This window comes from Photobacterium kishitanii, assembly GCF_003026355.1.
Taxonomy (GTDB): Bacteria; Pseudomonadota; Gammaproteobacteria; order Enterobacterales; family Vibrionaceae; genus Photobacterium; species Photobacterium kishitanii.
This window is the reverse complement of the sequence record NZ_PYON01000002.1, coordinates 407,897-421,451: the sequence shown is the minus strand read 5'-3', so window position 1 is coordinate 421,451 and position 13,555 is coordinate 407,897. Positions and strand designations below refer to the sequence as shown.

At 41.1% G+C, this 13,555-nt stretch carries 11 protein-coding genes; all 11 read right to left on the bottom strand.

Going from position 1 to position 13,555, the window contains the following annotated elements; translation table 11 throughout:
* Position 1 precedes the first annotated feature (1 nt).
* Positions 2-2,416 (bottom strand): carbamoyltransferase HypF, encoded by a 2,415-nt coding sequence (gene hypF, locus C0W29_RS03695; RefSeq protein WP_045045462.1) that lies wholly within the window; start codon positions 2,414-2,416, stop codon positions 2-4.
* An 18-nt stretch (positions 2,417-2,434) separates the two neighbouring features.
* Positions 2,435-3,022 carry a HupE/UreJ family protein gene (locus C0W29_RS03690; protein WP_045045463.1) on the bottom strand — a complete coding sequence of 196 codons (588 nt, stop codon included), beginning with the start codon at positions 3,020-3,022 and terminating at the stop codon, positions 2,435-2,437.
* Between the two features lie 114 nt (positions 3,023-3,136).
* Entirely contained in the window at positions 3,137-3,970 is an 834-nt protein-coding gene (gene fdhD / locus C0W29_RS03685) for a formate dehydrogenase accessory sulfurtransferase FdhD (protein WP_045043363.1), read from the bottom strand.
* 58 nt (positions 3,971-4,028) lie between these two features.
* A complete protein-coding gene (locus C0W29_RS03680; RefSeq protein WP_045045464.1) occupies positions 4,029-6,089 on the bottom strand; it encodes a sigma 54-interacting transcriptional regulator in 2,061 nt (686 codons plus the stop codon).
* Between the two features lie 319 nt (positions 6,090-6,408).
* The gene (fdhF, locus tag C0W29_RS03675; RefSeq protein WP_080888908.1) at positions 6,409-8,553 is read right to left on the bottom strand and encodes a formate dehydrogenase subunit alpha; all 2,145 of its coding nucleotides are present in this window, start codon (positions 8,551-8,553) and stop codon (positions 6,409-6,411) included.
* A 58-nt stretch (positions 8,554-8,611) separates the two neighbouring features.
* Positions 8,612-9,160, bottom strand: coding sequence for a 4Fe-4S dicluster domain-containing protein (locus tag C0W29_RS03670; RefSeq protein WP_036792286.1), 549 nt, complete (start codon positions 9,158-9,160; stop codon positions 8,612-8,614).
* A 270-nt stretch (positions 9,161-9,430) separates the two neighbouring features.
* Positions 9,431-9,925 (bottom strand): hydrogenase maturation peptidase HycI, encoded by a 495-nt coding sequence (hycI, locus tag C0W29_RS03665; RefSeq protein ID WP_045045476.1) that lies wholly within the window; start codon positions 9,923-9,925, stop codon positions 9,431-9,433.
* A gap of 32 nt (positions 9,926-9,957) precedes the next feature.
* Positions 9,958-10,407: a formate hydrogenlyase maturation HycH family protein gene (locus C0W29_RS03660; protein WP_036792283.1), complete on the bottom strand. Its 450-nt coding sequence runs from the start codon at positions 10,405-10,407 to the stop codon at positions 9,958-9,960.
* The gene (locus tag C0W29_RS03655) at positions 10,400-11,242 is read right to left on the bottom strand and encodes an NADH-quinone oxidoreductase subunit B family protein (protein WP_036792281.1); all 843 of its coding nucleotides are present in this window, start codon (positions 11,240-11,242) and stop codon (positions 10,400-10,402) included. Before C0W29_RS03655 ends, C0W29_RS03660 begins: the two co-directional genes overlap by 8 nt.
* Entirely contained in the window at positions 11,239-11,787 is a 549-nt protein-coding gene (locus tag C0W29_RS03650) for a formate hydrogenlyase complex iron-sulfur subunit (protein ID WP_036792278.1), read from the bottom strand. The genes C0W29_RS03655 and C0W29_RS03650 overlap by 4 nt, the downstream gene beginning before the upstream one ends.
* Before the next feature lie 8 nt (positions 11,788-11,795).
* The gene (locus C0W29_RS03645) at positions 11,796-13,550 is read right to left on the bottom strand and encodes a hydrogenase large subunit (RefSeq protein ID WP_036792276.1); all 1,755 of its coding nucleotides are present in this window, start codon (positions 13,548-13,550) and stop codon (positions 11,796-11,798) included.
* Positions 13,551-13,555 lie beyond the last annotated feature (5 nt).

The window sequence follows — 13,555 nt, the reverse complement described above, 5'->3', positions numbered from 1 at the left end:
ATTACGGTTCCTGAGATTTGATCGTTGGATTGATATGATGGTGGTGCAGCGCATACCACAACTGACCAGCAGCAATAGCTCCATCGTTTGAAGGCAATTTTTCACCACAATAAAGTGACTGTGACAATTCTGAAAATTGATGATAAATTTTATTGACTAGTACGCGGTTTTGAAACACACCACCACCGAGTACAACAGCATGATTAGGATGCTGTTTAGCGATAGTGACAATCATTTTTGCAATTGCCATCAAAACACCGTGAGCTAAACTATTAATCCATGTTTGACGTTTATCATCATTTATCTCACCAACAAGCGGCAATACGTGTGCAAACAGAGGCTGCCAATCAATAATCCCATCGGCAGTCATCTGAAACGATAACGGGATATGATAGATATCCTGTTCAGCGGCTTGTTCTAATAACAACCCACATTGACCGTCATAATTAACCTTATCCACCAGCCCTAATAAACAAGCCCAAGCATCAATAAGCCGTCCCATCGAGGATGTATACGGAGAACGACTGCCACTTTGCCATAACTGATACAGGTTATTAAAATGTGCCTCACTCCAAGCAGAAAAAGCACTCAGCTGCATCGCTTTGATATCATCTAACGCATAGCACTCAAGTAACATTGCCAGTAATAACCGCGCAGGCTCTTTTATCGCTTGTTCTCCCCCAATAAGGCGAAAAGGGCGTAAATGACCAATACGTTGATAATCAGCACAGGATGCTAATAGTACCTCGCCGCCCCACACCGTATCATCATCGCCCCACCCTGTGCCGTCAAAGGTAAAACCAAGTACCGGTTTAGTAAGATTAAATTCCGCCATTACAGCTAAGATATGTGCATGATGATGCTGAACTTGAAGTAAATTTAACGGCCTTTTAGAGTCTATCACCCGCTGTTTTGCAAAGGCCGTTGAATGGTAATTAGCGTGTTTATCACAGACAATTTGTGGTGCTGTAACATGATATAGCGCTTGAAGATCAGCGACTGTTTGCTGATAACGTTGTTCGGTATCAAGGTTATTAAGATCACCAATATAAGGCGATAATACCCACTGTTTAGGTAACGCTAACGCTATCGTTGATTTTTGTTGCGCGCCTAATGCTAAAGTGATCGTTTTCGCTTGATAGCCAAATTGACTATAAGGTGCATAACCACGCGCCATACGTAAAGTTCGTATTTTACCACCAGCGTAATGCACGACACTGTCATCACAGGCATGAACAATTGGACGATTATGATCAAGCACACAATTAATCGAACCTGAAAATTGCTGTTCGACTTGCTGAACGTCAGTTGCTATCGGCATTCCCGACACGTTAGCACTGGTCATAACGAGCACTGCGGTTGCGTTAACTTCAGCTAATGCGGTAAACAATAAATAATGCAGTGGTGTATAAGGCAGCATTACTCCTAAATAAGGCACATTTGGCGCAACATTCACTGCAAGACGAGGAATCTTTACCTGGTTTTCTGTCACAGGGGGTGACTTCTGCATTAATACAATCGGTCGAGCTTGAGACTCTAAAGCTTGCCACTCAATCGACTCACCGATCACTAATTGCTGCGCTGTTTCAATATCAGCAACCATCACCGCTAATGGCTTTTGTTGGCGATGTTTAATATGCCGTAATTGTGTGACAGCTTTAGCGTTAGTGCCATCACAAACAAGATGAAAACCGCCTACCCCTTTAATAGCAACCACTGCGCCAGCTTGAAGACGTCTAGCTAATTCTATTATTGCCGCTTGTTGTGTTAACTCCGTCTTATCACTTACCGTCGCTGATAGAAATGTATGATTATGACTATAATCAATCAACCGAGTCCACGGACCACAAATAGCACAACTTATTGGCTGAGCATGATAACGACGATCAAGTGGATTCTGATACGCTTGCTGGCAATCGCTACACAATGCGAAACTGTTCATACTGGTGGTTGCTCTGTCATAAGGCAAAGCACGCGTAATGCTATAACGAGGACCGCAATGGGTACAGTTGGTAAAAGGATATTGATAATAACGCGAGGTAGGATTGGCAATGTCTTGTTTACAAGCATTACAAAGCCCTTGATCGGGAGAAATACATACAGTGGTACTATCACAGTGCTGACTTTTCTCGATCGTAAATAGAGCAGGTTTTTCAGCAGCTAACCACAACGATACTACTGTGACCGTCATGTGATCAATACGGCTTAAAGGCGGTGCTTGCTGTTGAAGATCGATGATAAATTGCTCAAGGTTATCAGTATTACCCTGAACATCTATTTTCACCCCTTCCGAATCATTAATTACCCAGCCAACTAACGCATATTGCAGCGCTAGTTGGTAGACAAAGGGGCGAAAACCGACCCCTTGTACAATGCCGGTAATATGAATATATTGTCGTGCAAAGTTGTCGTTCACTGCAATTATCCAGCTAAATTAAGACAGCATTAATATGCCACCAAAGGCTGCCATAACAATCCCAACCACACGCATAACACGTTGGTTCACTGCTGATGTCATAACTAACTTACCTAAAGCAATACCTGCTACGTGTAAGATTGCGGTTGCTAGAACAAACCCGATAAAATATTCCATTGCTTGCGCGTCAAGAGGCATTTCCATACCATGTGCCATACCGTGGAATAAGGCGAATGCCATAACTAGACCTGTTGCCAATTTTTCAGACATACGACCACCAGCCAATAACATTGCACCCATACCAATCACTGATAACGCAATACCCATTTCAATGCCAGGCAGTACCATTCCAGCAACACCTAAGGCGCCGCCAACAACCATAATGCCAATAAATGCCATTGGTAAGCGTGATACGGCTTTTCCGCCCATCAAGGCAGCCAATAGACCAACACCGATCATTACAGATAGGTGATCAAGACCAGTAAATGGATGTACAAAACCTGTCATAAATCCAGTAGAAGTATGAGGACCAATGTGACCTGGGTGTGCTAAAACGAGAGGTGAAAAAAGAGTAAGCGCACCGGCAACAATATGTTTAAATTTCATTTATTTTTATCCTTAGTGTAATAGAATGAAAACCCGACTTAACGGGTGATTTATTACTAATAAGTAATTAAGAGAGACTTACTTATTAATATTAAATTCAATACCTAAGCGTGATTAAATCATCCCTGTAATGCGTTCAGGATGCGCATAAGCATCTGCACGACCATTACGACAATGACCTAATAACGTCAGATTAAGTTTTTCAGCCAAATCAACCGCCATTTTAGTGGCTGATGAAATAGCAAGCAGCACTTCAACCCCAGCGGCTGCAGCTTTTTGAACCATTTCAAAACTAGCGCGACTCGTAACTAATACTGCGCCACCTTTTAACTGGCGTTGATGAATACAACCCACTAATTTATCTAATGCAATATGACGACCTACATCTTCAAAAATTGCGGCAACTTGACCTTGATTATCAATGTATATCGCCGCATGAGCAGATCCTGTTAACTGGTTTAATTGCTGTTTACGTAATAATTGTTGCAATACAGGATCAAGATAACTTAGATCAAACGTCACTGATGAAGGTACTGGCGCCAATGCTCGACATACCGTTTCTAATTTTTCTTCACCACAGATACCACAACCTGTCAGTCCTGCGAGTGAACGACGTTTTTGCTGTAAACGAGCAACACAACGGTTAGCTATCGTGACATCAATATTTATCCCATCACACGTTGGCGTCATTTCAATATCGTGAATATCACGATGGTGATCGATGATCCCTTCCGATAACGAAAACCCAATCGCAAACTGTTCTAAGTCATTTGGCGTACACATCATTACGGTGTAAGCAACACCATTAAAAGCAATCGCAACCGGCGTTTCTTCAATGATGTAATCAAGTTCACAGCAATCACTTTTGCCCTTGCGATAACGTACAATAGAACGCTCGCTTGCATTACAAAATATCGATTCCGGTAACGCTTCTAAAGTGGACAACATTTTTTTCCTTTACTTATTTATTACGACATTCACTGCGTTGGTTAAACATTCAGTTAAATTAGCGATAATCTTGGCTATTCAAACCCATTTTTTGCATTCGAGACAATAATGTGGTTCGTTTTAGTCCTAATTGATTGGCGACACCATTAGGCCCCGCAATAACGCCATGACAGCTTATTAAAGCATCTATGATCATCTGTCGATCAATCACAATCGGTGCCGACTTAACGCTACTTGATTGCACCGCCTGAGGCTCAACTTGCTCGGCTGGCGTATTGGCTAATATTGGTGGCAATGACACCAACTCTTGGGTTGGCACATTTAGCACCTGACCGCGAGTTAAAATGACAGAACGTTCAATCACATTACGCAATTCACGTACATTACCTGGCCATGAAAATTGCTGCATAATTGCCATATCTTCCGCAGCAATAGAGGTAATCGTTTTTCCCATTTTCTTGGCTAATTCACGCGTAAAGTGCTTAACCAATAATGGAATATCTTCTGCTCGTTCACGTAACGGCGGAATTTCAATTGGAAATACATTTAATCGGTAATACAAATCATTACGAAATTGTTTCTGCTGTACCATTTGCAATAAATTGACATTGGTAGCAACCACAATCCGTACATCAACACTGATTAGCTGATTTTTACCTACGCGCTCAATTTCATTTTCTTGCAAAGCACGTAACAATTTAGGTTGTAATTCCAACGGCATATCACCAATTTCATCAAGAAAGAGAGTGCCTTTATGTGCTTGTTCAAATCGACCGACACGTTGAGTAACCGCACCAGTAAATGCGCCACGTTCATGGCCAAATAATTCACTTTCAAATAAACCACTAGGTATTGCTGCACAGTTCATTTTTACCATCTCAGTTTTACTGCGATGGCTCATTTTATGAATTGCACGTGCAATCAATTCTTTACCCGTACCTGATTCACCTAAAATCAATACCGTACTATCACAACTTGCGACTAATGCAACTTGCTCTAGGACTTTATTCATTACTTCACTTTGGCTAATAATGTCATCGAAAATAGCATGTTCATCATAGCTATCTTCAACACTGATAAACTTAGTTTGAGATCGGTGTGGTGTTGCTGATTGATGTACTTTGATACTGTGCATCGCTAATGCAACACGTGCTGATATTTGTTTAAATAATTCAATTTCACTTGGCTCAAATTGTGTTTCTACTGCTTTGACATAGCAGATATAACCAATAGTTACCCCACGAAATATCATCGGCATAACACAGGCACTTTTAGCCAATGCTGAAAAGTAAGGACTGTTATCATCCCGTCTTAATTTATAAATATCAGCCGCTGTTAAAATAACCGCTTTATTATTTTCAACGGCATTTTTAATCATGCTGTCATCGGTAAAGAAATGACATTGATAATCAATTTCACCTTCAATATCACCACCAGAATATTGATTATAATGGCCATCTTGAGATTGTATGATTGATAATTCATTCATCCCAAAACGTTGATATAAAAAGTGTAATAGTGATCCAATTAGCTCTTTTTTTGAACTCTGATTAATAACAGCATTAGTAATATCAACTAAAAATTGGTAGTTTTTATGTTCGTTACTTAATTGTTGCGTTAATGATGAGGCAATTTGATGCTCAAGAATATGTTCGATCATTGCTGCAACCATATTATTGAACAACTTAAATTGTTTTTCTACATCATCGTAACTTGGTAAGCGAAGATTAATATACTCAATCGCACCCAACTGTTGATTCGCTATTAGCAGCGGTATTTTACAGTAAGTTTGAATATTAGTGTATGCCGGATGAAGAGATAATTGAGGAAATGTTCGATAAAGTTCTTCGCCATTAATATAATGACTATATTCACACGACACTACGTGATGAAGACTCAAATTATCTTCAGAATAATCATAGCGTTGGAAGTTTTTATCTGCATCTTGATAATATAGAATTGATTGAGCATTTATATCATCTTTTAAAATAATATTAACACGATCAGCATCGATAAATAACAAACTTTCATTATTTAGAAAATTTATTACACCCGATATATCATTGATAGACAATAATGCCTTAGAAAAAATCATTAAATCGCTTTCAAAGTTTTCCATACGACATTAACTCTTGCTGATAATATGACTAAAATCGTGAATAATAACTCAAGCATTTGTTATACAATTCTCAAGTATTTTAATAACTAAGTATTGATCCATATCAATCAATAATTATTAACAATAGCATCACTAAAATAAAAGTAACAATATTACCAAGTTTTTGAGCTAAAAAATAAATTAAGATAGTTATTTATATAATAAATAACATAAGGCACCAAGATAAAAATAAGCAACATTTTATCTTGGAAACCTTATTTTCATTTATGCAGCTATATATTAAATACAAACCTTAATAGGTCTTATTTAAATAATATAATTACGCATTAGCAACATGGTTCTTCAAGCGTGCTTTCAAATTACTGTACTCTGTTTGTACATAATTTTCAGCCCAAGACTGATCATCAATATTTTCTACTTTAACAGCACAATATTTAAATTCAGGCGTACTTGAAATAGGATCAACATGTTCAATGGTTAATTCGTTACATGCACCAATCCACCACTGGTATGTCATGTAAACCACACCTTTGTTAACGCGATCATTATAGTTAGCACGTGAGATAACTTTACCACGACGAGAAGATACCCAAACTAATTGTTGATCATCGATCCCCAATGCTTTGGCATCATCTGGGTACATTTGCACATAACCTGGTTCATCAGCCAAGGTTTGTAGTGCAGAACAGTTACCTGTCATAGAACGACAAGAGTAGTGACCTACCTCGCGCACCGTTGACAACACTAACGGGTAATCTGCATCAGGCTGCTCTAGTGGCGGACGCCAATCAGCACCAATAAACATCCCTTTACCTGAAGGTGTTGTAAACTTATTACCTTCAAATAGGTACGATGTACCAGGATGGTCTTCAGTCGGACAAGGCCATTGCACAGATTTTAGATCAGCCATTTTCTCGTAAGTAGCGCCCGTATAAAGAGGGCATAACTCGCGTAACTCATCCCAGATTTCTTGAGTATTGTTATACGACATCGGGTAACCCATGTACGTTGCTAACAAACTAAAGATTTCCCAGTCAGGCTTCACATCACCGGTTGGAGTCACTGCTTTATAAAAGCGTTGGAAACCGCGGTCCGCACTACTGTAAACACCTTCATGTTCGCCCCAACTCGTTGCAGGGAAAATCACATCAGCAAATTCAGCGGTTTGGGTCATGAAGATATCTTGTACGATAACCAATTCCATCTTGCGCATAGTGGCACGCATTGCAGCGAGATCAGCTTCAGTTTGTGCTGGATCTTCACCGAAGATATAGAACGCTTTACAAATACCCTCATCAGCTTTGTGGCCAACTTCAGTTAAGCGGTAACCCGGCTTACCTGAAAGTTCAACACCCCACGCTTTTTCAAACTTTTCGCGGTTTGCGTCAACCGTTACATCCTGATAACCAGGGAACTGGTGCGGCAACATACCCATATCACAGGTACCTTGAACGTTGTTTTGACCACGAACCGGACCACAACCTACACCTGGACGACCAAAGTTACCGGTTAGCAATGCAAGGCCAGCTAAACCACGAACCACATCAACCGCTTGACCGTACTGAGTAACACCCATACCCCATAAAATCATGGCTTCTGGTGCTGCAGCATAAGTACGTGCAGCCATACGGATATCAGCTGCTTTAAGACCGGTTACTTCTTCTACTGTTTCTGGTGCATAGCGTGAAACAATTTCACGGAACTCTGCAAAACCTTCAGTATTATTTTCTACGAAAGACTTATCGTATAAATTTTCTTCGATAATCACATTCGCTAACGCATTAACGAGTGCCATGTTCGAGCCGTTATTCAACGCTAACCACTGATCAGCAACACGCGCAGATTCAATCTTACGTGGGTCACATACAATAATCTTAGCGCCATTTGCACGGGCTTTAAGAATATGTCTTGCTACAACTGGATGAGAATCAGCCGCGTTGTAACCGAAAATGAGTAAGCATTTAGTAAGTTGAATTTCGGGAATAGCGTTACTCATTGCGCCATTACCTACTGTTGTCTCCAGACCGGAGACTGATGGTGCGTGTCACACCCTAGCACAGTGGTCAACATTGTTGGTTCCGATCACCGCCCTTGCGAGTTTTTGCATCACATAGTTGGCTTCGTTACCCGGACCGCGGGCTGAACCTGTTGTCATTATCGCGTCTGGACCATATTGCTTTTTAATTGCCATTAGCTTATCGCCGGCAAATTGAATAGCTTCATCCCAAGACACGGCTTCTAAGGCTGATTCACGTGTACGGCGAATCATTGGTTGCTTTAGGCGTGGTGTTAATAAGTTGGTATCGTTGAGAAAATCCCAACCATAGTAGCCTTTCAAACAAAGTTGGCCTTCATTGGTGCGACCCATTGCTGGTTCTGCTGCCACGACTTTGTTATTTTCGACAACCAACTTTAGTTTGCACCCAGTACCGCAGTAGGGACAAACAACAATTGATTTTTTCATACTAACCTTTTGGCTGTAATTGTTATTAATGCGTATTGTAAACCGAGAGTTTTCAACACTAGCGAGCAATCGCTACAGCAGCATTGAGCGCAGCTGCTTCACGTTTTTGTTTGTTTGTTTCAATCAATGTTTCAGCTTCAATAATCTGAATAGCGCTAGTAGGACAAACTTCTACACACGCAGGACCTGCTTCACGATGAGAACACAAGTCACATTTTAATGCTTGAGACTTAGGCACCATACGCTTAAATAGCGACGCACCTTTTGATTCTTCAACCATCTTAGTCACGACATTCATTGCACCGTAGGGACAAGCAATGACACAGGTTTTACACCCGATACAACGTGACTGAATCACTTTTACATAGCCATCTTCTAAAACGATAGCGTTATTAGGACAAACCTGCGCACATGGTGCGTCATCACATTGACGGCACATTACAGGTGTTGTTACATGCGCATTTTTCACCAAGGTTAAACGTGGTGAAAAATCAGCTGGAGCAACACCCGTTAGTTTTCCATCTGCTTGATGAGAAACGACACATGCAATTTCACAGGTTCGACACCCAATACACAGATTTGGATCTGCAAAAACAAACCGGTTCATGGTCTATACCTTGTTGATATCGATATCTCGCAACATAGTCTTATGCTGCTATACCTATAAAGCATTAGTTGTGCCATAAATTACAAAATCATTAATTTATTTTTAACTAAATGAAATTAAAAGAAAAAAAAAGGAAGTACATGCAGTGCTGTACTTCCTTTTCTATCAATGTCGATAAAGTCATCAACTTCGTCAATTATATCGACACTTATCGTCAGTGACTATCGACACACCTCGACACCCGATAGCAATAATATCGACAAATAAGTATTAGCAATGCTCAAAACCACCCGACCCTTGCCATTCAGGCAAACGCTGGTAAATAGTTTTAACTGCCGTTTGCACCATCTCAGTTAGCGGAAATGAAAATGCCACAATCGCAGGTTGAATACCCACAAAAATAACCTCAGGGACAAAGGTTTTTAAATCATCAATTAAGAAATTTAATGGCAAACTATGAGTAGAAACAACATACATATCAACGATGGTTTCTGGATCAATAATTCTTACCTCTCCTGCTTGTTCACCGATATCTGCAGCATCGACCACAATCACACGCTGAGGTTGAGCTTTACGAATAAGGTGCAAACAATCTTCAGGCATCGAGCCGCCTTCAAGCACACTCCAGCCTGCAATTGGATTATCTTTGATCATTTTCGCTAATAATGGGCCGGCACCATCATCACCCATCATGCTATTACCAACAGTAAGCACGATATTGCTGACAGACAAATCAACATCATCATTAGAGACACTTTCGCCCATAACGGTAGACAAATTCACTTCCTGTAACATGGTTAGCGTATTCCTCGAATCATCATATACATCGTCGGTTCACGGTGAATATCCCCTAAGGCGGCAATAAAATCACGGGTTAATTGCTGTGAGCGAGCATTTTGCGTGGTGCTATCAATCCGATCAAAAGCAAGTGCCAGCATATTAAGATGCTCAGGATAAATAGTGATTTCACCAAACACAAAATAGCCTTTCATTTTATTAAAGGCTTCACCATCTTCAGGCAGGCCACTGATCCATGTGAGGTATTCATCCCCTTCACATTCAATTACTGCTTTAAGGCAATCAACCACCCCTAAGTGATGACCAATCGCTAAGCTGTAGTACATGATCTGTTTAGCTTCTTCTGGCACATCATAGCTTTCATCTACAAACTTGCGCCCTAAACTATAAAAGTAAACGCGGCCTTGAAAATGGCGAGATTGTGTTAATTCAGCTAAAACATCACTCATGGTTACAGCCCCCACATGATGCTGGCTCTTGCTGCGCATTTGGGCAAGCTGCCGATCCCGTTAATGCTGCCATGGTTTTTGACAGTAAAATATTAACAATTTCTGTTAAACGTGGATCATTTTTGGTCGCAAGATACGCACTGATTTTTTGATCTACATTATCTGCGCTACAGGTTGCAAGCACGGTCAATACATCATCAGCAATACGTTGTCCCTGTACATAACCAGCAAGTAAACGCGCTTGGCGTTCAATCATCACCTTAATATCCAATGGAATTTCGGTGTGTTTTAAACTCGCCTTTTGTTCTTCCGGTTGGTGTACTTTCGCTTTCAGTTTTTGATCAAGTAAACCCAACGCAACCGCAAACCCAAAAATAGTTGCCGCTGGTGTTGGAGGGCAACCAGGAATATACACATCGACAGGTACAATCTTATCAGTCCCCCCCCAGACACAATAAAGATCGTGGAAAATACCACCATCACAACCACATGCACCGTATGAAATTACAATTTTAGGATCAGGGGCAGCTTCATAAGCACGTAATGCTGGCGCACGCATTGCACGGGTTACCGAACCGGTATAAAGCAAAATATCTGCATGACGCGGTGAGGCAACAATTTTGATACCAAAACGCTCAGTATCAAAAATTGGCGTAGTCGCTGCAAAAATCTCAATCTCACACGCATTACAACCACCGCAGTCAACACGGTATACATACGCTGAACGACGAATTTCTTTGATCAGTGCATCTTTTAGTTTTTGACTATTCGGTGGCAATTCAACCGGTACAGTTTGAGTATGGGCTGTGCCAACTAATTGTTTAATACCTTTCACTTTTGCTCCTCAAGGTAACGTAGGTGACTGACATTTTCGCTATCTAACATATTGTTGCTACGGCGACATTCAGGGCAAGTTTCAAGTTGTTTACGGCGTTCTTGCAGTTGCTCACCGGTTACACCACTGTGCGCTAAAGTATCCATCACATATTCAAGTAGCTTGCGAGCAACGAATGGACGATCACATTGACGACAGTTTGCTAAGCTAAAGACCGCTTCATCATAAAGATCAGCTTTATTCGTTACGGCTAACTCAAAATTTTGAGTCAGTTTAATCGCATGAGTTGGGCACACTTCTTCACAACGGCCACAGAAAATACAGCGCGCAGTTGAAAGCTCCCAACGACGGGTTCCCGCCTTGGTATCGGTTTCCATGATCAAGGCATTGGCAGGACAAGCACGGGTACAAGCACCACAAGATAAACACTGATCAGCATCTAATTCTGGCTTACCACGAAAATCCTCGTTCACTTCCATCGGAGCAAAAGGATACTTAATGGTGACATTACCTGTTTTAAGTACTGTTTTTAATAACTTAAACACATGACCTCCTAAAGCTTGAATGGCGAGTTCTTGCGGTCAATGCTGTATTGCTCAATCGCTTTATAAGGAACAGTTTTACTGCGCTGCTTTTTAGTATCAACAATCGTTACACGGTCAGTACATGAGTAGCATGGATCTAAACTACCAATAATTAACGGCGCATCAGCCACAGTGTTACCACGTAACATGTAACGTAGTGTTGGCCAGTTAGCATATGTCGCCGCACGACAACGCCAGCGGAACAATTTCTGGTTATCGCCAGTCATACTCCAGTGTACGTTTTCACCACGTGGTGCTTCAGTAAAGCCAAGCGCAAATTTGTTAGGTTTGTAATCAAAACCTTCCGTTAAGATTGCACCTGGTGGTAAATGATCAAGACCGTATTCAATCACATTTAATGATTCAAACACTTCACGTACACGTACCATTACTCGTGAGAATACGTCACCATTTTCCATAACTTGAATATCAATTGGCACGCTACCGTATGATTCTAATGATTGACCATGAACTGTTCGTACATCACGGTTAAAGCCACTTGCTCGAATTAGCGGCCCCACTGGACTGTAATCGCGTGCAATTTGCTTAGTTAGAATACCTACGCCTTCAGTACGGCTACCGATATTCGGTGTCGCAAGTAAAACATCAACCAATTCAGAAAACTTCTGACGAACTTCTTTAACCATCGCGATGCCTTTAACGCGTTGATCCTTTAAGAAATCACGACGTACACCACCAATTAAATTCATACCGTAAGTTTTACGCGCGCCTGTTAGCAATTCAGCGAGTTCCATGGTTTTTTCACGAACACGGAAAAACTGCATAAATCCAGAGTCAAAACCAACAAAGTGACTTGATAAACCGATGTTTAATAAGTGGCTATGTAGACGTTCAACTTCAAGTAATACCGTACGGATCATCTTGGCACGGAATGGCACATCAACGGATAACGCATTTTCAATGGTGTTGCTGTAACCGACACTGTGAGTAAAACCACAAATACCACAAACACGATCTGTTAGCTGCGCGACTTCATGGTAACCCATGCGTGTTTCAGCTAGTTTTTCCATACCGCGGTGGACATAGAACATACGGTAATCGGCATCGACAATGTCTTCGCCATCAACAAACAAACGGAAGTGACCCGGTTCATCAGAAGTAATATGTAATGGACCAACAGGTACGATACGGTTGCTATCATCACCTAACTGGTTATCAAACTGATAAGTTTCAGTTTCTGTAGTAGGTTGTGGACGCTGACGGTAATCCATCGCATCTTTACGTAATGGGTGCAGATTCTCAGGCCAGTCATCCGGTAGCACTAAACGACGCTCATCAGGTAAACCTACAGGGCGCAAACCGTACATATCACGGATCTCACGCTCGCCCCATACTGCTGCTGGAATGGTCGGTGTAATAGAAATAAATTCTTGGCTATTGGCATCGACCAAAACTTTAACCGTCACCCAGCTTTTCACTTCACCTTCCATAGAAAGCGCGTGATATACCGCAAAGTGACCATTTAAGCTGCGCTCATCATTACCAAACGTTACTGTTAACCAGCCGCCTTGATCATAATAAAGCCATTTCATCACCTCAACCAACGAGGTCATTTTAACGGTGATAGTAACTTGGTTTTCTGTTTGCCATTCTTCATCAATAATCGCGGATGGAAAGAAATGATTCACACCATCGACATAGTTTTTACCAATACGACCCGCTTGTGGCTGCGAGTGAAATTGTTGAGATGTATTGTTTGTCATATCTA

Coding starts and splice junctions, on each gene's coding strand:
- C0W29_RS03690 (WP_045045463.1), bottom strand. CDS start 3,022: ATGAAATTTAAACATATTGTTGCCGGTGCGCTTACTCTTTTTTCACCT.
- hycI (WP_045045476.1), bottom strand. CDS start 9,925: ATGGGCGAAAGTGTCTCTAATGATGATGTTGATTTGTCTGTCAGCAAT.
- fdhD (WP_045043363.1), bottom strand. CDS start 3,970: ATGTTGTCCACTTTAGAAGCGTTACCGGAATCGATATTTTGTAATGCA.
- C0W29_RS03680 (WP_045045464.1), bottom strand. CDS start 6,089: ATGGAAAACTTTGAAAGCGATTTAATGATTTTTTCTAAGGCATTATTG.
- C0W29_RS03645 (WP_036792276.1), bottom strand. CDS start 13,550: ATGACAAACAATACATCTCAACAATTTCACTCGCAGCCACAAGCGGGT.
- C0W29_RS03660 (WP_036792283.1), bottom strand. CDS start 10,407: ATGAGTGATGTTTTAGCTGAATTAACACAATCTCGCCATTTTCAAGGC.
- C0W29_RS03670 (WP_036792286.1), bottom strand. CDS start 9,160: ATGAACCGGTTTGTTTTTGCAGATCCAAATCTGTGTATTGGGTGTCGA.